This is a genomic window from Streptomyces sp. PL-29, from assembly GCF_058344425.1.
Map to the genome: position 1 here is coordinate 288,034 of NZ_CP136996.1, position 20,072 is coordinate 308,105.

Genomic DNA, 20,072 nt, shown 5'->3' on the forward strand with positions numbered 1-20,072 from the left:
CCGGAGCGGGCACCGGGGGGCTGCGCCGGCATCGCCCTCCCGCGGCTCGCAGCAGCCGAGCCGGTCCCCGGTGGGCTCGCGGGCCGGGAGGAGCGCCACGAGGGAGCCCGTGGCAGGCCGACCGGGCTGCAGCAGACCCTGCCGGAGCCCTTCGGCGGTCTCGGCCCGGGCATGCGCACGCCCGGGAAGCGGGGCGCCCCGGCCACGGGAGCGCCCGGAACCGGCTGCCCGGGCGGATCGCGGTACCGGGAACTCTCAGGCCAGGAAGCGCTCCAGGGCCTCGCGGGCGCGCGCGTTCGAGACCGCGGCCTCGGTCAGGGCTCGGGCCAGACGGTCGACCCACTCGTCCAGTTCGACCCGGCGCCGGGAGAGCACGATGCCGCGTACCTCATGCAGGACCTCCCCGGTCACGCGCCCGTGGTCCGTCCGCAGTCCGAGCCTCTGTTCTCCGAGCACGACGTCCAGTTCCACGACGGAACCCTCCCGCCCGGCCACCCGCTCCGCCAGGGAACGCCTGCGCCGGACCCGCACGGCGCCGGCCGGCAGTGAGTCCGACAGGTTGGCCGACAGTACCCGCGCGTACAGCTCCAGGTCGGCGCTGTCCCGTCGCAACGCCGCAGCCAGCAGTTCCACGTCCGCCTCAGGCATCGAGGCTCACCACCACGGTGGGACGGTCGATGACGTGCGCGTCGCGCAGCGGGCGCACGGCCGTCCCGATGGCGAAGAACTCGGTGGTGTGGCCTCCCCAGCCGTGGGTGTGCTGCTTCAGCTGCACGGCCACGATGCCTTCGGCCTCCAGGGCCTCGCCTTCCGCCCGCATGCGGCTCATGGCCAGTTCGCGCGCGTCGTAGAGCGCCTGGGTGAAGGGTTCGATCTCGACGTTGCGGCCCGCGTTGCCCAGCACCTGGGTGAAGCGCTGGTGTGCCACGTGGTAGACGCACGACCCCATCACGAGGTCCAGCGGCGCGTAGCCGGCCCGGATCAGCGTCCAGAACTCCTGGCCTGACAGATCCGAGGTGAAGGGCCTGCCCTTGTTGTTGAGCCACGTCCCGCCCGGCCCCGGGTCCGCTCCGTCCGCCTTGACGGCCGTGCCGACCGCGATGAACTCGGCGATGTCCGAGCCGAACTCCTTGAACTCGATGTCCAGCCGCACGCCGACGATCCCGTCCGCCCCCACGGCACTCGCCTCGGCCTCCATCCGACTCATCGCCAGCTCGCGGGCCTGGTACATGGCCTGTGACAGCTTGGTCAGTTCCTGGTTCTTCGACCACCGGCCGAGCTGGAGGCCTACATGGTGGACGGACGTCCCGAGGACCAGGCCGAGCGGGCGGAAGCCGGCCTCGCGCACCAGCAGGAACTCGTTCACCGTCAGGTCCGAGGTGAAGAGCGAGCCCTTCTCCCCCGACTCCGGCCCGGAGAGCCTGCGCATGGCGTCCTCGGCCACGTCCTGCGCCACCGCCGGCGCAGACTCCCCGCGTACGTCCGGCCCCGTTCGTTCGGTCATGTCAGCCCTCGCGCTCCAGTCTCATGATGGTCAGTGGCGGTCTGGTGCCGGCGGGCCGTTCGGAGCGGCCGAACCGGGCGATGGAGGTGCCGACGAAGAGCGCCTGCGCGGTGAGGTCGCGCGTCGATCCGTAGCCGGGGCACTCGTTCTCCCCCACCCGCAGCTCCAGGTCGTCGACCACCACTCCGTCGCCGCCGCACTTCCGCGCGTCCGCGACCAGCTGTTCGCGTGCCTCCCGGCGGACGTGGCCGATCAGAGCGGTGTAGCCGCCGACCTCTTGGTTGCGGGCGGTGAGGGGGATGCGGAAGGAGGTGCGCCAGTCGTCGTGCCGGGTCGCGAGGGCCAGGCCGAAGGCGAGTCCGACCGGGACCCACCCGGCGTGCAGGAGCCTGGCGAAGTCCAGGCCGTTCAGGTGCGACGTGAAGGGGGTACGGGGCCGAATGCGCGAGCGGGCCCGGACCGCCGTGCCGCGCACCGTGAACTCCGTTCCGCCAGCAGGGAATTCACCGACCCGCAGTTCCACGCCGACGATCCCGTCGCCGCCGAGCGCGCCGCATTCACCCACCGCCCGGGCCAGGGCCGATCTGCGTGCCGCGTACATCGTCCGCGCCAGCTGCGACAAGGAGGAGGTCCATCTCGACGACGGCACCCGGTTGGTGTCGTCGGTCGCGGGCCAACTACCGGGGCAGCCCCAGACACCGGTGTACCCGATGTTGAAGACGGCGGTGCCGAGCACCTGCCCGACCGGCTCGAACCCGACGTCGCCGATGGCCGCGAACTCCCGGGCCGACAGGGCGGAATCCCAGGTGGTGGCCGGCCGTACCCGCGCCGCCGGTCCGGCGGCGCCCGGCAGACCGACGTTCTCCCGACGTACCATCGCCCCCGCCATCAGCCTGCCGTCTCACCGCGCACATCGCGCGCCCGTTCGGCAGGTTACGTCATCGACGGGATCGGCGGGATCGGCGGCATCGGCGGCATCGGCGGAACGGTGGGGCGCGGCTGAGCCGCCGGAGCGGTGGGGCACGAGGGTGACGGCGGTACCTCGGCCGAGACCGGACCGGCAGTCCCGCGCGACGCCCTACGAGGCGCCCGGCTGCCCGGTGCCGGGCGGCGCGGAGCGCGGTTCGCGGGCCAGGACGCCGGGCCACCAGCTACGCGGGCCGATGTCGATCACGAGGGCCGGCACCAGCAGGGACCGCACGACGAGGGTGTCCAGGAGGACGCCGAAGGCGACGATGAAGGCGATCTGGACGAGGAAGGCCAGCGGAATCACCATCAGCGCCGCGAACGTCGCGGCGAGCACCACGCCGGCCGAGGTGATGACGCCGCCCGTCGTCGTCAGGCCGCGCAACACCCCTTGGCGTACGCCGTGGACGAGGGACTCCTCCCGAACACGGGACATCAGGAAGATGTTGTAGTCGACTCCGAGTGCCACGAGGAAGACGAAGCCGTACAGGGGTACCGAGGCGTCCGTGCCGCTGAACCCGAGCAGGTGCTCGAAGACGAGTGCGGACACACCCAGGGTGGCCAGGAAGTTCAGGGCCACGGTCGCGACGAGCAGGACCGGGACCAGCAGGGAGCGCAGGAGCAGGACGAGCACGAGGAGGATGATGCCGAGGACGACCGGGACGATGACGGTTCGGTCGCGGGCCGCGGTCTGTCCGGTGTCGTACTGCTGGGCCGTGTAGCCCCCGACGATGGCGTCCGCCTCCGGCAACGCGGCCAGCCGGGTGCGCAGTTCGGCGATCGTCTGCTGCGCGGAGTCGCTGTCGGCGGCCGCCTCGAGGGTGGCGTCGACGCGGACCCGGCCGCCGACGGCGAGGGGCTCGCCTTCGCCCGGCAGTCCGGAGGCCGTCACGGCCGCCGCCGAGGCGACGCCGGGGGTCGCGCGTACGGCAGCCTGCACATCGGCGGCATGGGTGGCGTCGGCGATGATCACGGCCGGCTGGCCCGATCCGCCGGGGAAATGTCGGCCGAGCGCCTTCTGGGCGGCGACGGAAGGGGCGTCCTTGACGAAGATCTCGTCCAGCGGGACACCGCCCGAGGACAGGGCCGGAGCGAAGGCCGCCAGGACGAGCAGGAGCAGGGTCGTCGATGCCCAGACCCGGCGGGGCGCGCGGTCGATGACGGCCGCGATGCGGCGCCACACGCCGTGTCCCTCGGCCGGAGCTCCGCCGGCCTCGGGCGTGGCGGGCCAGAACGCGGCCCGGCCGAGCAGGACCAGTACGGCGGGCAGGAACGTGAGGGTGGCCAGGACCGAGCAGACGATACCGATGGCGCCGACCGGACCCAGGGCCTGATTGTTGGTCAGGTCGCTGGCCAGCAGGGCGAGCAGGCCCAGGGCCACGGTGGCGGCGCTGGCGGTGATCGCACCTGCCGAGCGACGGACTGCGGCCAGCGCCGCGGCCGTACGGTCGCCCCGGGCGGCGAGTTCCTCCCGGAACCGTGCGGCGAGCAGCAGCGCGTAGTCGGTCGCCGCCCCGATGACCAGGATGGACAGGATCCCCTGCACCTGGCCGTCTACCCGCACGATGCCGCGGTCGGCCAGGGCGTAGACGACGGCGCAGGCCAGGCCGAGGGCGAACACCGCGCTGATGATGATCACCAGCGGGAGCAGCAGGCTGCGGTAGACGAGCAGCAGGATCAGGAGCACGGCGCCGAGCGCCACGCCGAGCAGCAGGCCGTCGATGCCGGAGAAGGCGTCCGCGAGGTCGGCCTGCGTGGCCGCCGGGCCGGCGATCCGCGCGCTCAGACCTGGTACGGAGGCCGCCGCCGCGCGCACCTCGTCCAGGACGGTGGGCAGCTCGTCACCGAGGTCCGGGGAGAGCGGCACGACCGCCTGGAGGGCCTGGCCGTCCTGTGAGCGCAGGGCGGGGGTGGGAGGCGCTACGACGCCCGCCTTGCCGGCCAGCGAGGCCAGGGCGCGGGTGGCCCCCTCCTGCTGGGCGTCGGTGACGGAGCCGCGGTCCGACTCCTGCCAGACGATGATCGCGGGCACCGACTCGGACCGTTCGAAGGCCCGGCGCTCCTCCAGCACCCTGGTGGATTCCGCGCTCCGGGGCAGGAAGGCCGCCTGGTCGTTGGTGGCGACCTCGCCGAGCCTTCCGGCGTAGGGGCCCAGGGTGCCGCCGATCGCCAGCCAGGCCACCAGCAGGACCGCCGGCACCAGCCGGCGCAACCACCACGACGGGTTCCTCATGGACACAGCTCCCACTCCCTCGACCATAAAGTATCTCAACGATCGAGACATCATATGCTGAGGAGATGCGCAGCGCCGGCACACCCCCGAACGACCTTCCGCCCGACGACCCGATCGGGCTGCAGTCCTTCGCGGTGCTGCTGCGTGCCATGAACGCCGAGTTCAACCGGATCGCCCAGGAGTTCGCGCACTCCCAGGGCCTGCACCTGACCGACGTACAGGCTCTGATCGCCGTGCTGGACGCCGAGCGGGACCAGGAGGCGGGCCCCATGACCCCCGGACGGCTGGGCGCCCACATGAACCTCACCTCGGGCGCGACGACGGCCTGCCTGGACCGGCTGGAGAAGGCCGGCCACATCCGAAGGGTCCGGGCGGCCGATGACCGGCGCGTGGTCCACATCCACTACGCACCGGCCGGGCGCGCGGCAGCGCGCGAGTACTTCCGGCCGCTGGCCAGGTCCACCGACGCGGCGCGCGCCCGCTTCAGCCCGGACGAACTGCACACGGTGGTGCGCTTCCTGAGCGAGATGAACGACCAGCTGTCACGCGTGCGCCGCTGAGCGCCTCCCGCGTCGTGGAGCCGGCGCCGACGTCTGCCGGCCGGGCCGCCCCACGCGCGGACGCACCCGGGTGCCCCCATGCCCCGTCCGGGTGGAATCTTTCCCTCGACCGGGGATCCCCGCTGATCACATGGGGTGAAAGGAACCCGCCGGTCGTTTCCCGACCCCCTGCGGGAGGCGTTGACGGGGACGTGAATACCTCAAGCACCGCCCCGATACTGCCCGCCCCTCGCGCGACCGGGGCCCCGCCCACCGTGCACGATTCGGGCGCGGACCCCGCGCCCGGCGTCATACTCATCCGCTCCTGCACCACCCTCGGCGCCACCCTGGTCGCCCACCTCGCGGGCGAGATCGACCACTTCAGCGCCGCTCCGCTGCGGGCGTTTCTGGCCGCGGCGGCCGACCGCGGTCACACCGGGCTGGTCCTGGACTGCTCACAGGTCACCTTCTGCGACTCCGGCTTCCTGGCGGCTCTGGACGGGTGGCCCCGACAGGGACGCCGCCTCAGGCTCACCCACCGCTCCCGGGCCGTGGAGCGCCTCCTGCGCGCGGCGGCCGGGACGGCACGGCTTCCGCTCGGACCCGCCGGCCACGGCCGCCCGGTGCCCCCTCTGCTGAGCCCCACGGGGTAGCCGACGCAACGGTGGTGGGGCCGCTCGCCCCGCGGGCCCACCACCGGCACCGGCCACCCCGCGCCCCCCTGCGACGGCACCGCGCCCTGCCCGGGACGACGCGCGTGGGGCGGGGTGGGGTGGGGCACCGAATCAGCCGAAGCTTCGCCGTCGTTCCCTGGTCTGCTGCGGTGGGATGTTGCGCAGTCGGCGGGCCGGGGGCCGGCCCGATTCGCTCCCGCGGGGGTCCTCCCCACCGGACCGGTCTGCGGTCTGGTCGGGTGGCGCGGGTGCAACCGCCGGGAAGAGTGCGATCGCGGCGACGGACGCCGCCACCACGACGAGGATGATTGCAATGCTCACGGACATGAATCCCACCTTTCGCCTTGACCTTTACACCTTGTGGCTACTCAGCGTTTCCAGAATCCACGGCTCTAAACACGTTGAGTGATAGCGGAGCGCGTTACGCCGCCTCGCCCCGCAGGTGGGCGCCCCCGTCTCCGTCCGGGCGCCGATCCCCTCTCGGGCAAGCCGACTTCGGCCCGCGGGCAGCGCGGACCGCCCCACCGCCCGCCGACCGGCACCTCTCGGCCAATCCCGCCAACCGCTTCGCCGTGCACGCGACTTGGGCGCACCGGAGGCCGCAGTGGGCCCACCGACCGGCTCCGAGCTGCACGGATGCGCTCTACCGGGGCTCCCGCCGGCCCGGCCGGGGACTGCCGACACGACCCCGACTCCCTTACGTTTTCCGGCAGTCGGGCGATCACGGGCCCGCACACTAGCGGATCGAGCTCCATATTCTGCCGAGAAACCTGATGTTCGCCACGATCCTGGCCGCGGGCGCGTAGCGTCCCTCCTGCAACCCGGTCGGAGACGTGAAGCCGACCAGGGCCGTGAAAAAACGAGGAGGCTGCAATGGTGAACGTGGAGACGTCCCTGAAAGAGGCGATGACCTCGATCGAGGGGAGCGTCGGCGCGGCACTGGTCGACTACACGAGTGGCATGGCCCTCGGCATGCTGGGGGGCGGCAAGGACCTCGACCTGACGGTCGCGGCAGCGGGGAACACCGACGTGATCCGGGCGAAGGCCCGGACCATGGAGATGCTGGGCATCAAGGAGGACATCGAGGACGTACTGATCACCCTCGGCAGCCAGTACCACCTCATCCGACTGCTCAAGGGGCGCGGGGGCAACGGCCTGTTCCTCTACATCGTCCTGGACAAGGGCAAGTCGAACCTCGCCATGGCCCGGCACCAGCTCAAGCGCATCGAAGCGGACCTGGAACTCTAGCCGCCCGTACCCCGCATCTTTTTTCGCCCACGAATTGAAGAAATCTTCAACTCGGCACATCCGAATTCAGTCAGCGCCGGGTAGGGCCAAGCCGGGGTACAGGAGAATGGCTGGTCATGGTCAACGGGGGCGGGCCCGGCGGAACCGGACGCCGTCCCCGTCCATAGGTCGGAACCCGGGTAGGAGCGTTGCCACATGCAGGTCCCGCTGTACCAGGCCAAGGCGGAGTTCTTCCGGATGCTCGGACACCCCGTCCGCATCCGCGTACTCGAACTCCTCCAGAACGGCCCCGTACCCGTGCGCGAGCTGCTGAACGAAATCGAGATCGAACCGTCCAACCTCTCGCAACAGCTGGCGGTACTGCGCCGGTCCGGCATCGTGGTGTCCATACGTGACGGATCCACGGTCAGTTACGCCTTGGCCGGCGGCGATGTGGCAGAGCTCCTGAGAGCCGCACGACGCATCCTCACCGAACTCCTGGTGGGCCAGAGCGAACTGCTCGCCGAGCTCCGGCACGCCGACACCTCGGTCCACTCGGGCCCTCCGTCGCTGTAGCCGGGCGCCAGCACACGAAGCCGCCGGGGCACCTCTGTCGAGGTGCCCCGGCGGCTTCGTGCGGGGTGGCGCGTCGGCCCTGCCTGCGGCGCGTCAGGCCTGGCAGAGGCCGCGCGCGTAGTCGTACGTCGCGGTGGCCTGCGAGTAGCGCCACTGCGGGTCCAGCAGGTCGCTCCTGAGCTGTCCGGCCGCGGTCGGGCTCTCCACGATGTAGCCGAAGTCCTGGAGCCAGGACGGGTAGAGGTTCTTGGATCCGATGTAGAAGGCCGCTCCGTCCACCGAGACCAGCTTGTGGTGCTGGGCGTAGGGCTTGCCGTCCGCCCACGTCGGTCGGTCGGACGCCCGGAACGTCGCCAGCTGGAGGTTCTCGCACATGGCCGTCCGCGCACGACCACCGTCACCGGTCAAGGCCACCACCCGGCCGCGCAGCGCGTCGCTCACCTCGGAGAGGGACTTGATCTGCGAGTAGCCCCCACTGCCGATGGTGCCGCGGTTCGCCGGGTCACTGACCACGATGCGGACCTTCACACCGGCGACGAGCTTGGCGGCGAGGGCGTCGTAGAGGCGCACGTCGTAGCGCGGCAGTGGCGGGCAGGTGGCGTGGATGTCCTGCTGGGAGATCTCGATGTGCGAGGTCGCGCTGGAAACGAGGGCGCGCAGGGCACTCTCCTCCGGGTTGACGGTGTCATAGTCCCGGTCCGCGTTGGTCCTGTCGGGCACCCCGATCCCGCACTTGGTGTCGCCGGCCGTGGGCAGTACGGGACGGAACGGCGAGGTGGGGTCGTTCTGGCGGATGCCGACGCCGAGACCGCCGACGGCGAGCGCGGGTACGTTCCCGCCGCCCGCCGGGGAGGCGGGCCGGGGCAGGGAGGGCATGCAGTCCGCGCCGGGTGAGGCCGCGAACCAGACCGCGCTCCAGTTGCTCTTGTTGCGGCAGGTCCAGTCCCACAGGGAGTCCAGGTAGCGGCCCGCGGAGCCGGCGGCGGGCCCGGACAGCGCGAGGTCGACGTCGGCGACCGGGTGCGCGGTCTCCAGGTAGTCGTCCTTCCAGCTGTTGATGCCGCCGGTGATCACCGACCCACCGTCCACCACGATCAGCTTGGAGTGGTTCCAGGAGAAGGCGGTCTTCGACGTGGTCATCGAGGCCACGTTGAGGGTGATGTTGGCCGCGGCGGCCGGGCCGAGCCTCCCGAGCAGTTCGTCCCGATAGGACGAGGGGATCACGGTGGAGTGGTAAAGGGGTGCGGCGCCCACCATCACGCGCACCTTGAGCCGGTTGCCCTTCTGCGCGGACTCCTGCAGACCCGCGACGATCGCGTCCTGGTAGCCGCCGTTGGGGAAGGGCGCGAGCGTCGATATGTCCACCGTCTCCCGGGCGGCCGCGATGTCCTGGCGCATCTTGTCCAGGAGGCGGCGCGATCCGGGCCGGTCGGTGCACGCGGCGTCGCCCCAGCAACCGGGTGTCTGGAGCAGCCAGTCGGCGCCGCCGGGGGCCGAGGAGCCGAACCGGTTGCCGGAGGTGCGCTCCCAGACCGAGCCCTCCAGGCCCGGTGACACCTGCCGCAGGGTCTGCTCGACCGAGTCCAGGTGCGGTGTGGGCGCCTCCGCGGCGTGGACGGGGGCGGCGGCTCCGAGGAGGGAGAGGCCGAGGGCGAGGGCCGACGTGGAGACGATGGCCGTCGTCCGGACGGTGCGTGCCAATGTGGGTCCTTGACTGGGGGGTGGCTGGGGCCGGGGGGCCGGCCGGGGGGCTGGGCCCGTGGCGTGGGTCGACCACGCCCCTGGCCTTGATCAACTCGCGCAAGTTACCAGTAGGTAGACCTCTGTTCACCTTCGCCGGGCGAGTTCCGGCCACCTCGGTCGGCACGCGGGCGGGGCGGTGTCCAGCCGGCTGCTTCCGTACGCTGGTCGCATGCGCACGCGCCCCACTCTGAGCTGGACTCCCACCGATGACCTGCCGCCCGGGACCGCGGATCCGGGGCCGGTCGCCGACGCGCTGCGGGCCGGCGGCGTGCTGGTGCTCAGCGGGGCGGGCCTCTCCACCGAGTCGGGCATCCCCGACTACCGGGGGGAGGGCGGGAGCCTGCGCAGGCACACCCCGATGACCTACCAGGAGTTCACCGCGAGTGCGCGCGCGAGGCGCCGGTACTGGGCGCGCAGCCACCTCGGCTGGCGGACCTTCGGCCGCGCGGCCCCCAACGCCGGACATCGCGCCGTGACGGCGTTCGGGCGGCACGGGCTGCTCGCAGGAGTGATCACCCAGAACGTCGACGGCCTGCACCAGGCGGCCGGCAGCGAGGACGTGGTGGAACTCCACGGCAGCCTGGGCCGGGTCGTGTGCCTCGCCTGCGGCGCCTCCGGCTCGCGCCGCGACCTGGCGCGACGACTGGAGGAGGCCAACGCGGGCTTCGAGCCGGTCGCCCCACGGCTGAACCCGGACGGCGACGCCGACCTCACGGACGACCAGGTCGGGGACTTCTCCGTAGTGCCGTGCGCACAGTGCGGGGGCGTCCTGAAACCGGACGTGGTGTTCTTCGGAGAAACGGTTCCCCCTCGGCGCGTCGAACGCTGCCGCGAGCTGGTCGACAGCGCTACCTCGCTGCTGGTCCTGGGATCGTCACTCACGGTGATGTCCGGCCTCCGGTTCGTCCGCCAGGCGGCCCAGGCGGGCAAGCCGGTACTGATCGTCAACCGGGACCCGACCCGCGGCGACCACCACGCCGTGACCCGTGTCGCCCTCCCCCTGGGCACGGCCCTCACCACTCTGGCGGACCGCCTGGGCATCCCGGTCGACCGCGGTGACGCGTCGGTACGGGGACGCCCGCGGCCGCAGGCGTAGAGCCGCGGCAGCGACGGCTGCCACAGCGGCCGCCGGACGGCCGCACCGCCGACGTCCGTCATCATGGGGAGCGCCGTCAGCGGTGCAGGAGGAACACGAGGAGGGGGAGACGGGCGATGTCCGACGTACCGTCGGCCGGGACCACCGGAGTGCTGCACCACGTGGAGATCTGGGTGCCCGACCTCGACCGGGCGGTCGCCTCCTTCGGCTGGCTGCTGGAGGCCATGGGCTACACGCCGTACCAGAGCTGGGGCGACGGACGGAGCTGGCGGCTCGGCGCGACCTATCTGGTGTTCGAGCGGTCCCCGGCCCTCACCGACGACCACCACGACCGCTGCCGGCCCGGGCTGAACCACCTGGCGTTCCACCTGGAGGACCACGCGTCGGTGGAACTCCTGGTCGTCGAGGGGAAGCGGCACGGCTGGAGTTTGATGTACCCCGACCGCCACCCGTACGCCGGCGGCGAGCGGACCTATGCCGCGTACCTGGTCAACACCGACGGGTTCGAGGTCGAACTGGTGGCCGGCAGCCGCCCCGGGCCCGGCTGACGGTCCGGCCGCACGGCGTCCGGGCCGCCGCCGGGGGCGGGCGGGGAGCTCCGGCCGTGCCGGATCAGGCGGTCCGCGGGTGCCAGGGGATCTCGGCCCAGACCTGCTTGCCGCCGCTGAGCGGCACCGAGCCCCAAGCCGTCGCCGTCGCCTCGACGATGAGCAGGCCGCGGCCTCCGGTCGACTCCCAGCTCACCGACACCGGTTTGACGGGGCTGCGCGGCGACGCGTCGTTCACGGCGATCCGCAGCCGGTCGGTGGACAGGGTCAGGTCCATGCCCACCTCGCCCTGGGTGTGCGCGATCGCGTTGGTCACCAGCTCGGACACGATCAGCAGGGCCGTGTCGATCTCCTCCACCACTCCCCAGGACCGCAGCGTGCGCGCCGTGAAGCGGCGCGCGTGCAGGACGGCCTTGGGCAGGCGCCACACCGTCCAGTGGCTCCGCCTGGGCCGGCCGCCCGTACCGTCGTAGCGCAGCAGCAGCAGCGCCACGTCGTCGTCACGCCGGCCCACGCCCGCGACCAGGTCGTCGGCCACCCCTCCGACATCGACCGGGTCCGACTCGGTGAGCGCCTCGCACACCCGGTGCATGCCCTCCTCCAGGGGCAGCCGTGCGGACTCCACCAGGCCGTCCGTCAACAGGACGAGCAGGGTTCCGGGGAGCAGTCCCGTCTCGGTCATGGGGAAGGCGGCTTCCGCGAGCACGCCCAGAGGCGGCCCGCCCTCCACCGCCAACTCCTCGGCCACGCCGTCGGGATGGCGCAGCACCGGCGGCAGGTGGCCGGCCCGTACGACCCTGGCGATGCCCTCCTCCATGTCGAGGTCCACGTACGTGCAGGTGGCGAAGAGGTCGGTCTCCATGCCGACGAGCAGCCGGTTGGCGCGCGCCACCACCACGTCGGGCGGGTGCCCCTCCACGGCGTAGGCCCTGACCGCCGTGCGCATCTGGCCCATGATGGTGGCGGCTCCGGCGCTGTGGCCCTGGACGTCCCCGATGACGAAGGCCACGTGGCCGTCGCCGAGGGGGATGACGTCGTACCAGTCCCCGCCGACCTCCAGTCCCGCGGTCGCGGGCAGGTAGCGGGCGACGGCGACCCCGCCCGGCAGCTCGGGGAGCTTACGGGGCAGCAGGCTGCGCTGAAGCATCGTGGCCAGTTCGTGGCCCGCGTCCAGAGCGTGGGCGCGCACCAGGGCCTGGCCCAGCAGGCCGGCGGTCGCGGTCAGCAGCGAACGCTCCTCGGGGGCGAACCGGTGCTCCTCGCCCCAGCCCACCAGGCACACCCCGACCATGCGGCCCTCGGCGGGCAGCGGCAGCACCGCGAGACCGCCGGGCCCGACGCCCTGGAGCCCGGGCTCCAGGGCCGCGCCCGGCGGCCACAGGCTCATGTGACCGGCGCGGAGCGCGCTCTGCAGGGTGGGCAGGTCGCCCAGTGACACGTCGGGCCACTCCGAGCGCCATTCCGCGCGCCAGGATTCCGGCCAGGCATCGGGTTCCGGGGGGTCGAGTGCGGTGACGATGAGGTGTTCGGGCTCCAGTTCGCCCACCGCGACGCGGGACGCGCCGAGCGGCTCGCGCAGGGCCGCGATCGCGAGCCGACTGACCTCCCGGATGGTCGCGGCCCCCGCGAGGGTGGCTGACAGGCGCTGTACGAGGGACACCTCGTCCGCGCTGGGCCGCAGATAGGAGGCGTCGGCCACCACGCCCAGGACGCGCCGCGGGGCGCCGTCGGAGTCCACTTCCACCCGGCAGCGCAGGCCCAGCCAGCGCAGCTCCCCGCCCGGCCGACGGATGCGAAACGCCAGCTGCTGACCGGTGGTGGCCAGCCGGTCGGGCTCGACGATCGCCATCAGCGCGGGCATGTCGTCGGGCACGGCGCAGGCGAGCAGGGTCTCCACTTGTCCGTCGAACTGCTCGGGAGCCAGGCCGAGCAGTTCCAGCACGTGCGCGTGGGCCTCCATCCGGCCGGTGGCCAGGTCCAGGATGAAGGCGCCGCCCTGGTCGGGGACCAGTGACTGGACCAGGTGGGCCTGCGGGGCCCGGCGCCCGGCGAAGCGGGCGGCGACCGATTCGAGTCGGGCCGCCACCTGGTCGGCGTACAGCTCCAGCAGACTGCGGTCGTCGGCGCTGAAGCCCTCCCCCACGTCGCCCGCGACGATCAGGCAGCCGAGCTCCTGATCGCCGTGTCCCAGGGGCAGGGCGCCCAGCGAGACCCGGGCCGGCGAGCTCGGCGCCCCGTCCCGGACCCGGCTGGGGAAGTGGTGGGGGTCCTCCTCGATGAACGCGGCGAGTTCCTTGGGGGTCAACCACAGCGGGCGCCCGGTGCGGAAGGCGTTGGCGGCCGGTGAATGGCCTGCGACGGCGAGGATCGCGGGCAGCCCGTAGAGGACCCCGCGGTTGCCGGTGAGCTCGGCCAGATGGAGTTCCCGGTCCTGGTCGGCAGCCACGTAGACGGCGGCGAGCTGCGCCCCGCAGAACGCAAAGCGATGTCTGCTCACTGCGCGTGTCGCCTCCTCCCGACGCCGTCCCGCCGAGCGCCCGCTCTCCCTCCATGCTGTCGCGCCCGAGACCTTTCGGGCGAGTCGGAGGGCGTCGGACAGGCCCTAACGCGTCCTGCGGGGCGCTGGAAGGGTGAGACGGGTGGCGGGGTCCGCGACGGGCAGGGCGACAGGGTCGGCGCCGTCGTGATCGTGTTCGACGTCGGCGAGCGGGCGGGTGCGTTCGGCCGCCTGGGCCAGCCACGGCCAGATCCGGAAGGGTTCGTCGGGCGCCGTCGCCGCGGACCCGGTGCCGCTGATCCACGTCGTGAGCGTGAAGCGGTGGTCCGCGAAGTGCCCACTGGGGCAGGTGGAGGGGACGACTTCGTGGAAGGCGCCGGCCGGGAAGAACACGATCGTGTCGTGTTCGGGCTCGATGGTGCGGTAGGAATCCGCCGGCCGGGCGCCGCCGTCCGCGAGCACCGTGTCGTACAGCCGGAGCCGGCCGCCGCCGAATCCCCGCGGGGCGCGGTGGAGGTAGTACACGGCGGACAGGGCCGTCGCGACGTCACGGACCCGTGAGGCGTCGGTGTGGATGCCGTAGTGGCCCCCTTCGCCGTGCGCGGTCAGGACCGTCCGGGTCTGTGTGAGCGCCGCCCGGTGGCCGAGGACCTCCTGGACGAGCGGCAGGCAGTCCGCCAGGTGCGCGCTGAACACGGAGCTCGTGACGGGCAGGACGAGTGAGCTGCGGCCCTTGTGGGAGACCTGGCCCGAGAGGGGGTCGAGGACCGTCCCTGCACGGAAGTCGGCCTCGCGGGAGATCGCGTACGACAGGAGGGTGGCGGCGCGTTCGGCGCCGAGGAAGTTCTCGAAGCGGCACACCGGTGCCGGGACCACGGGGGCCGTGGACCACTGGTCGGAGGGAGGCAGGGCCTGGGCGCCGATTTCCGCCGGGGTGGCCGATTCCATCGCGTATCCGCTCATGGCCCGGAACCGTACGCGCGGTGGCGGGACCCGCCGTAGGGGCACATGGGGGCGCAAGGGAGAACACGGGCCGGGCGCCGTGCGCTTGCGGCGGGCTGGGCCCGCCCCCGCCGCACGGGGCCGCTCCCGGCGGCCTAGGGCGTACGCCGGCGCACACCGCCATCCGGCGGCCGCACGGTGCGGTGCGCGCGGGCGGGAAGGAAGATGGAGGAGAACCGGGCGACGCGATGAGGTGAGCGCCATGACCCTGCAGACCCGCTATCCGCCGGTCACGGTGTCGGCCAGGCTGGACACGCCGCTGTCGCGCTGGCTGTGGCTGGTGAAGTGGCTCCTGGCGATCCCCCACTACGTCGTGCTGGCCTTCCTGTGGCTGGCGTTCCTGGTGGTCAGCGTGATCGCGTTCTTCTCGATCCTCTTCACCGAGCGCTATCCGCGTGCCCTGTTCGACTTCAACCTCGGAGTGCTCCGCTGGTCCTGGCGGGTCTCCTACTACGCCTACGGCGCCCTCGGCACGGACCGGTACCCGCCCTTCAGCCTGGGCCCCGAGCCCGACTACCCGGCCCGGCTGGACATCGTCTACCCCGAGCGGCTCTCCCGCGGCCTGGTCCTGGTGAAGTGGTGGCTGCTGGCCATCCCGCAGTACCTCGTCATCGGCCTGTTCACCGGCGCCGCGCACTCCGGCTGGTCGGCCGGCGGTCTGATCGGACTCCTCGCCCTGATCGCGGTCGTCACCCTGGCCTTCACGGAGAAGTACCCGCGCGACCTGTTCGACCTGCTCATCGGCCTCAACCGGTGGGTGCTCCGGGTGACCGCCTACGCCTCCCTGATGACGGACGCCTACCCGCCATTCCGTCTCGACATGGGCGGCGACGAGCCCGGGGACGCCCCGGTCTGAGGCGGCGGCCCCGACGCCGGCCGTGCGGCTGCCCGGCTTCGGAGGGACGATGAGGGCGGGCAGGGCCGCATCGGCCGGAGTCGGGACGGGCGGAGGAAGACCATGCTGGGAGACAGCAGGGCGTTCAGCGGCTTTTCGGTCGACAGCATCGACGCCGCCAGAGAGTTCTACGGCTCGACCCTCGGCCTGCGGGTCTCCGAGGACAACGGGATGCTGTCCCTCCATCTCGGCGGTGACACCGAGGTGCTGGTGTACCCCAAGGAGAACCACGTCCCGGCCACCTTCACCGTGCTGAACTTCCCGGTACCCGACATCGACCGGGCCGTCGACGACCTCGGCGCCCGCGGTGTGGCCTTCGAGCGCTACGACGGCTTCGGACAGGACCCGAAGGGCATCTCGCGCACCGCAGGCGGCCCCCCGATCGCCTGGTTCAGGGATCCGGCGGGGAACGTCCTGTCCGTGCTGGAGGCGGGCGGCTGACCCGCGCAGGACACCGGACCATGGCGTCGGACCCGTCGGACCCGTCGGACCCGTACGGCCCCCGGGCACGGATGAGCGCCATGGAGGAGGCCGTCGACCGGATCGGTACGTCCTCCGACGAAGTGGCGGTCTGGCGGGAGCTCGCCGAGTTCCTCGTCAGCGGCCCGTGCGACGCCGTGGCGGTGGAGCTGACCGGCGGCCGGAACGGCCCGGGCGGTCGGGTCGCCGCCGCGGGCGACACGGCGGGCCTCCTCGACCCTCCGCACGGTCCGCCCGCTTCCACGCACGTCGTCCCGGTGCCCCTGGCCGGCCGGGGCGAGGTCTACGGACGGCTGCTCGCGGCCCGCGCGGACACCGCCTTCGGCGCCGACGAGGCGGCGACCGTGCGCTTCGCAGCACGCCTGGCGTGCGCGCACGTCGGGCACGCCCGCCGGCTGGCGGCCACCGAGGAGATCGCACTCGACCTCCAGCGTGCCCTGGTCGCCGAGCCCGGCCGGCCGCACCCGAACCTGGAAGTCGCCAGCCGCTATCTGCCGATGGGCTCGCGCGCCCTCGTCGGCGGCGACTGGTTCGAGACCGTACGGCTCCACTTCGGCCGCACCCTACTGGTGATCGGGGACGTCATGGGCCACGGCCTGGAGGCCGCCGTCGACATGAACGCCTACCGCTCCACCCTGCGCGACGTGGCCTCCACCGATCTCGCCCCGCACCGCGTGCTGCGCCAGTTGGACACGCTGGCCGCCGCCGAGGACGACCGCCGTCCCGCGACCTGCCTCCTCGTCCGGGTCGATCCGGCCCGCCGTACGGCTGCGTACGCGAGCGCGGGTCACCTGCCGCCCGCGGCCTTCACAGCGAACGGCCCGGGGACCCTCCTCGACGTGCCCGTCGGCCCGCCGCTCGGCACCGGCATCGGCGGCTACGAGGCCGTCGCCCTGCCCTTCACCGCGGACCAGACGATCCTGCTCTACACGGACGGGCTGGTCGAGCGCCGCGGCGAGGACATCGACGCGTCCCTGGCCCGGCTCGCGGCCCTGAGGATGCCCGCCGGCAGCGGGGCCCCGGAGGTGGTGGACAGGGTCTGCACCGGCCTCGACGCGCGGCACGCCGAGGACGACGTGGCCGTACTCGCCGCCCGTCTCCGCCTCCGGCCGCCCCCGGAGGCGGCGGCGCGGTGACGGCTCCGCGGGCGTCCTGCGCGGTCGGGCCGCCGCCCTGCCGTCGGAACGCCGCCGGCGCCCGGAGTGCTACCCCAGCAGGTCCAGGAGGGGTGCCAGGCCGTGCGGCCGCCGCTCGACCGGCAGGTGCTCGACGAAGTGCACGGGGCAGCCGAGCGCGGCGGCGCCGCCGTCCGCGGTGCGGTCGTCGCCGACCATCAACACCTTCGACGGCGGCAGCCCGAGCCCGTCACAGGCCGTCCGGAAGATCAGCGGGTCGGGCTTCTGGACGCCGAGCTCGTAGGAGAGCACGTAGACGTCGACCAGTCCGTCCAGGCCGTGTGCGCGGAACACCGGCCGCAGGTCCCATCCGATGTTGCTCACGACGGCCACCGCGATGCCCCGGCGACGCAGTTCGCGCAGGGTCGGTGCGGTATCCGGGTAGGGCCGCCAGGCGGCCGGGCTCATGTGGCGGTCGTAGAGCGCCCGGGCCAGCTCGGCCGCCGGCTCCGGGAGGCCGGCCGCCAGCGCCAGGCCTTGGTAGGCCGCCCGGTGCCGACGGGCGCTCACATCCCTTTCGTGCCACAGGGCTTCGAGGTCGGCGGGGACCTTCCGGGGCGCGCGGCCGCCCGGCAGGGCCCCGTACTCCGCGAGCCTTCCGGCCGTCTCGCGGAACTCCTCGTCGGACAGCCGGACGCCGGTGGCCGCCAGGCCCGCGCTGAGCCAGTCCTCGGTCGACTCGATGCGCAGCAGCGTGCCGGAGAAGTCGAACATCACACCTGTGATCATGTGGTGATCGTAGGTCAGGCAGGTCAGGCACCGGGCGGCCGCGCTCAGGTCGTGGGGTGCAGGCGGGACGGGGCCAGCGGCGAACGGGGCGCGGCGGCGTCGACGTTGGCCAGCGCACTGCCGGCGAGCCACTCGCGCCAGTCCAGGTTCCAGTCGCCGAACCCGTTGCCGAAGGGGGCCATCGGCGGTCCCCCGCTGTTGACCACCTCCACGATGTCCCCCTCGCGGACCGCTTCGAAGAACCAGGCGGCGTTCTCGGTGCTCATGCCCGTGCAGCCGTGGCTGACGTTCTCCTCGCCCTGCGCCTCGACCGACCAGGGCGCGGCGTGGATGTACTCGCCGCTCCACGTCACCCGGGTCGCGTAGGAGACGGGCAGGTCGTAGAACTCCTTGGTGCCGCGCTCGATGCCGACCGTGTCGCCGCGCATGCGGACCTTGGACTCCTTGCGCAGGACGACCTTGATGCCGCTGCGGGTCCGGAAGCCCTCCTTTCCGGTGGTGACCGGGATCGTTCTGATGACCCGTCCGTTGCGGCGTACGGTCATCCGGTGGGTGGCGGAGTCGGTGACGGCCTCGATCCGGTCGCCGATGGTGAAACGCAGGTCCTCGGAGGGGCCGCCGTGGGCGTCCCCGACCTCGACCCCGTCCAGCCCGCTGCGGACGCGGACCACCGCGTGCGCGGGCCAGTAGGTGCGGGGCCGGAAGTGCAGGGTCGAGGCGTCGACCCAGTGCCAGGCGCCCTCGACGTGCGGCTGCGAGGTCACCTCCAGCGCCTGTTCCAGCCGGGCGCGCGCCACCGGGTCGTCGGCGGGTACCGGGCGGCTGAGGGCGGCCGTCACGATCTCGCCGGCCCCGTACGTGCCGGGGCGCGGCCCGAACTCGACGGTCAGCCTGCCGCCGTCCGCGGGCGGAGCGGTCCGGAAGGCCATCGTCACCGCGACCGGGTGACCGGCCGCGTCCTGCGCGCCGACCCGCACGGTGTACTCCTCCCCCGCGCGCAACGACTCGGTGTTCAGCCAGCGGTCACCGTGCGGGCCGAGTTCACCGGACAGGTGGCGGCCGTGCGCGTCGGAGACGGTCACGTCCGTGATGCGGCCCGGTTCGGTGAGGGCGATCTCCAGCGGCCCGCCGGAGTCCGTGGGCAGGGCCTGCGCCCAGGCGGCGCCGGCGACGGCGGGCTCCTCCAGGACGGAACCCACCCCGCGCGCCGTGGCCCGTACCCGCTGCTCCTGCCAGCCGTCGCACAGCCGGGTGCGGAACAGCCGGGCCGCGCACCGCCCTTCGCCGGCCTGGCGGGCCCCCTCCAGCACCCTTCCCACCAGCAGCGTGACCGCCGCTTCCCGCGGGGGGCCGGCCGAGGTCGCGTCCGCGGTGTCCGCATCGGGCCCCCGTCCCGGCGCTGCGGCGACGACCAGCATGGCCCCCGTCACCGCAGCCACCGCGCCCCACGTCGTGGTCGGTCGTGTGCGTCGCATTCGTGGCATAGCCGTATCAAACCGATGAGGAGCCAACCCGATGATCACGCGCTCGGCCCTGGGGCCGAACGGGCACCCGAAGTGAACTCGTACGGAGCACAGTCCGCGAAGGGGTGGACACGGCCGGACGGGGCCGCGGAAACCCGCGTGCCCCCGCGCGGCTCCGTACGGACAATGGCCCCATGTCTGTGCGCGCTGTACGTCAGGACGAACTGACCGCCCTCCAGGACATCGAGAGGGCCGCGGGGCTCTGCTTCCGGGACATCGGCATGCCCGAGATCGCGGACGACGAGCCGCCGCCGCTCGCCGTGCTCGCCGCCTTCCGGGAGGCGGGCCTCGCCTGGGTCGCGGTGGACGGGGCGGACGTCCCGGTCGCCTACCTGATCGCCGATCATGTGGACGGCAACCTCCACGTCGAGCAGGTGTCCGTGCACCCGGACCACTCCCGCCGGGGCATCGGCCGCTCCCTGCTGGAGCGCCTCGCGGCGGTCGCGGTGGGCGGGGGTGTGCCGGCGCTGACGCTCACCACCTTCGCCGAAGTCCCCTGGAACGCGCCGTACTACGTCCGCTGCGGCTTCCGTCCCCTCGGCGAGGCCACGCTGACTCCCGGCCTGCGGGAGATCCGGGCGCGTGAGGCGGCACACGGCCTGGACCGGTGGCCGCGTGTCTGCATGCGCCGCGACCTGTGACCCCTGGGCCCGCGCCCCGCTCTT

At 72.9% G+C, this 20,072-nt stretch carries 20 protein-coding genes; 10 read left to right on the forward strand and 10 right to left on the reverse strand.

The window, feature by feature from the left end; genetic code table 11:
• Positions 1–255 precede the first annotated feature (255 nt).
• The 4 genes from R4Z63_RS01345 to R4Z63_RS01360 form a co-directional block, all read right to left on the reverse strand.
• On the reverse strand, positions 256–648 hold the full coding sequence (locus R4Z63_RS01345) for a hypothetical protein (RefSeq protein ID WP_037922304.1): 393 nt from the start codon (positions 646–648) through the stop codon (positions 256–258).
• Positions 641–1,504, reverse strand: a complete 864-nt coding sequence (locus tag R4Z63_RS01350) for a heavy metal-binding domain-containing protein (protein WP_037922302.1) — start codon at positions 1,502–1,504, stop codon at positions 641–643. Before R4Z63_RS01350 ends, R4Z63_RS01345 begins: the two co-directional genes overlap by 8 nt.
• Position 1,505: 1 nt before the next feature.
• Entirely contained in the window at positions 1,506–2,381 is an 876-nt protein-coding gene (locus tag R4Z63_RS01355; protein ID WP_384448834.1) for a heavy metal-binding domain-containing protein, read from the reverse strand.
• A gap of 201 nt (positions 2,382–2,582) precedes the next feature.
• Positions 2,583–4,703: an MMPL family transporter gene (locus tag R4Z63_RS01360; RefSeq protein WP_491522508.1), complete on the reverse strand. Its 2,121-nt coding sequence runs from the start codon at positions 4,701–4,703 to the stop codon at positions 2,583–2,585.
• A gap of 65 nt (positions 4,704–4,768) precedes the next feature.
• On the opposite strand from R4Z63_RS01360, the gene R4Z63_RS01365 reads away from it, so the two are divergent.
• Both R4Z63_RS01365 and R4Z63_RS01370 read left to right on the forward strand, forming a co-directional pair.
• Positions 4,769–5,263 (forward strand): MarR family winged helix-turn-helix transcriptional regulator, encoded by a 495-nt coding sequence (locus R4Z63_RS01365; RefSeq protein WP_037922300.1) that lies wholly within the window; start codon positions 4,769–4,771, stop codon positions 5,261–5,263.
• A 191-nt stretch (positions 5,264–5,454) separates the two neighbouring features.
• Entirely contained in the window at positions 5,455–5,895 is a 441-nt protein-coding gene (locus R4Z63_RS01370) for an STAS domain-containing protein (RefSeq protein WP_384448828.1), read from the forward strand.
• A 132-nt stretch (positions 5,896–6,027) separates the two neighbouring features.
• Here R4Z63_RS01370 and R4Z63_RS01375 read toward each other — a convergent pair whose 3' ends face one another.
• The gene (locus R4Z63_RS01375; RefSeq protein WP_157840252.1) at positions 6,028–6,237 is read right to left on the reverse strand and encodes a hypothetical protein; all 210 of its coding nucleotides are present in this window, start codon (positions 6,235–6,237) and stop codon (positions 6,028–6,030) included.
• 552 nt (positions 6,238–6,789) lie between these two features.
• Between R4Z63_RS01375 and R4Z63_RS01380 the strand changes: the two genes are divergently transcribed.
• On the forward strand, positions 6,790–7,164 hold the full coding sequence (locus R4Z63_RS01380) for a hypothetical protein (RefSeq protein ID WP_037922294.1): 375 nt from the start codon (positions 6,790–6,792) through the stop codon (positions 7,162–7,164).
• Positions 7,165–7,359: 195 nt separating this feature from the next.
• Positions 7,360–7,719 (forward strand): ArsR/SmtB family transcription factor, encoded by a 360-nt coding sequence (locus tag R4Z63_RS01385; RefSeq protein ID WP_037922290.1) that lies wholly within the window; start codon positions 7,360–7,362, stop codon positions 7,717–7,719.
• Positions 7,720–7,812: 93 nt separating this feature from the next.
• On the opposite strand, the gene R4Z63_RS01390 is transcribed toward R4Z63_RS01385, so the two are convergent.
• Positions 7,813–9,420 (reverse strand): phospholipase D-like domain-containing protein, encoded by a 1,608-nt coding sequence (locus R4Z63_RS01390; RefSeq protein WP_384450526.1) that lies wholly within the window; start codon positions 9,418–9,420, stop codon positions 7,813–7,815.
• Between the two features lie 211 nt (positions 9,421–9,631).
• On the opposite strand from R4Z63_RS01390, the gene R4Z63_RS01395 reads away from it, so the two are divergent.
• Both R4Z63_RS01395 and R4Z63_RS01400 read left to right on the forward strand, forming a co-directional pair.
• Positions 9,632–10,558, forward strand: coding sequence for an NAD-dependent protein deacetylase (locus R4Z63_RS01395; RefSeq protein ID WP_384450529.1), 927 nt, complete (start codon positions 9,632–9,634; stop codon positions 10,556–10,558).
• Positions 10,559–10,674: 116 nt separating this feature from the next.
• Complete coding sequence (locus R4Z63_RS01400; RefSeq protein WP_384450532.1) at positions 10,675–11,106, forward strand: VOC family protein; 432 nt, start codon at positions 10,675–10,677, stop codon at positions 11,104–11,106.
• A gap of 64 nt (positions 11,107–11,170) precedes the next feature.
• Here the strand turns inward: R4Z63_RS01400 and R4Z63_RS01405 are convergent, their stop codons facing one another.
• Positions 11,171–13,603 (reverse strand): SpoIIE family protein phosphatase, encoded by a 2,433-nt coding sequence (locus R4Z63_RS01405; RefSeq protein WP_384450535.1) that lies wholly within the window; start codon positions 13,601–13,603, stop codon positions 11,171–11,173.
• Between the two features lie 105 nt (positions 13,604–13,708).
• Positions 13,709–14,566, reverse strand: a complete 858-nt coding sequence (locus R4Z63_RS01410) for a 2OG-Fe(II) oxygenase (protein ID WP_078556509.1) — start codon at positions 14,564–14,566, stop codon at positions 13,709–13,711.
• A 241-nt stretch (positions 14,567–14,807) separates the two neighbouring features.
• On the opposite strand from R4Z63_RS01410, the gene R4Z63_RS01415 reads away from it, so the two are divergent.
• The 3 genes from R4Z63_RS01415 to R4Z63_RS01425 all read left to right on the forward strand — a co-directional run bounded on the left by R4Z63_RS01415 (position 14,808) and on the right by R4Z63_RS01425 (position 17,116).
• Positions 14,808–15,461 carry a DUF4389 domain-containing protein gene (locus R4Z63_RS01415; RefSeq protein WP_384450539.1) on the forward strand — a complete coding sequence of 218 codons (654 nt, stop codon included), beginning with the start codon at positions 14,808–14,810 and terminating at the stop codon, positions 15,459–15,461.
• Positions 15,462–15,563: 102 nt separating this feature from the next.
• Positions 15,564–15,941: a VOC family protein gene (locus R4Z63_RS01420; protein ID WP_384450542.1), complete on the forward strand. Its 378-nt coding sequence runs from the start codon at positions 15,564–15,566 to the stop codon at positions 15,939–15,941.
• A gap of 20 nt (positions 15,942–15,961) precedes the next feature.
• The gene (locus R4Z63_RS01425) at positions 15,962–17,116 is read left to right on the forward strand and encodes a PP2C family protein-serine/threonine phosphatase (protein ID WP_384450545.1); all 1,155 of its coding nucleotides are present in this window, start codon (positions 15,962–15,964) and stop codon (positions 17,114–17,116) included.
• Between the two features lie 69 nt (positions 17,117–17,185).
• Here the strand turns inward: R4Z63_RS01425 and R4Z63_RS01430 are convergent, their stop codons facing one another.
• Positions 17,186–17,884 (reverse strand): HAD family hydrolase, encoded by a 699-nt coding sequence (locus tag R4Z63_RS01430; protein ID WP_384450548.1) that lies wholly within the window; start codon positions 17,882–17,884, stop codon positions 17,186–17,188.
• Positions 17,885–17,928: 44 nt separating this feature from the next.
• Entirely contained in the window at positions 17,929–19,359 is a 1,431-nt protein-coding gene (locus R4Z63_RS01435; RefSeq protein WP_384450551.1) for a L,D-transpeptidase, read from the reverse strand.
• 182 nt (positions 19,360–19,541) lie between these two features.
• Here R4Z63_RS01435 and R4Z63_RS01440 point away from each other — a divergent pair, with 182 nt between their 5' ends.
• Positions 19,542–20,048 (forward strand): GNAT family N-acetyltransferase, encoded by a 507-nt coding sequence (locus R4Z63_RS01440; protein WP_384450553.1) that lies wholly within the window; start codon positions 19,542–19,544, stop codon positions 20,046–20,048.
• Positions 20,049–20,072: the final 24 nt, after the last annotated feature.

Bases quoted from the DNA above. Each gene is read 5' to 3' on its own strand.
- R4Z63_RS01435 (WP_384450551.1), bottom strand. From the start codon at position 19,359: ATGCGACGCACACGACCGACCACGACGTGGGGCGCGGTGGCTGCGGTG.
- R4Z63_RS01440 (WP_384450553.1), top strand. From the start codon at position 19,542: ATGTCTGTGCGCGCTGTACGTCAGGACGAACTGACCGCCCTCCAGGAC.
- R4Z63_RS01430 (WP_384450548.1), bottom strand. From the start codon at position 17,884: ATGATCACAGGTGTGATGTTCGACTTCTCCGGCACGCTGCTGCGCATC.
- R4Z63_RS01395 (WP_384450529.1), top strand. From the start codon at position 9,632: ATGCGCACGCGCCCCACTCTGAGCTGGACTCCCACCGATGACCTGCCG.
- R4Z63_RS01380 (WP_037922294.1), top strand. From the start codon at position 6,790: ATGGTGAACGTGGAGACGTCCCTGAAAGAGGCGATGACCTCGATCGAG.
- R4Z63_RS01400 (WP_384450532.1), top strand. From the start codon at position 10,675: ATGTCCGACGTACCGTCGGCCGGGACCACCGGAGTGCTGCACCACGTG.
- R4Z63_RS01420 (WP_384450542.1), top strand. From the start codon at position 15,564: ATGCTGGGAGACAGCAGGGCGTTCAGCGGCTTTTCGGTCGACAGCATC.
- R4Z63_RS01365 (WP_037922300.1), top strand. From the start codon at position 4,769: ATGCGCAGCGCCGGCACACCCCCGAACGACCTTCCGCCCGACGACCCG.
- R4Z63_RS01415 (WP_384450539.1), top strand. From the start codon at position 14,808: ATGACCCTGCAGACCCGCTATCCGCCGGTCACGGTGTCGGCCAGGCTG.
- R4Z63_RS01425 (WP_384450545.1), top strand. From the start codon at position 15,962: ATGGCGTCGGACCCGTCGGACCCGTCGGACCCGTACGGCCCCCGGGCA.
- R4Z63_RS01410 (WP_078556509.1), bottom strand. From the start codon at position 14,566: ATGAGCGGATACGCGATGGAATCGGCCACCCCGGCGGAAATCGGCGCC.
- R4Z63_RS01385 (WP_037922290.1), top strand. From the start codon at position 7,360: ATGCAGGTCCCGCTGTACCAGGCCAAGGCGGAGTTCTTCCGGATGCTC.
- R4Z63_RS01350 (WP_037922302.1), bottom strand. From the start codon at position 1,504: ATGACCGAACGAACGGGGCCGGACGTACGCGGGGAGTCTGCGCCGGCG.
- R4Z63_RS01345 (WP_037922304.1), bottom strand. From the start codon at position 648: ATGCCTGAGGCGGACGTGGAACTGCTGGCTGCGGCGTTGCGACGGGAC.
- R4Z63_RS01355 (WP_384448834.1), bottom strand. From the start codon at position 2,381: ATGGTACGTCGGGAGAACGTCGGTCTGCCGGGCGCCGCCGGACCGGCG.
- R4Z63_RS01360 (WP_491522508.1), bottom strand. From the start codon at position 4,703: ATGAGGAACCCGTCGTGGTGGTTGCGCCGGCTGGTGCCGGCGGTCCTG.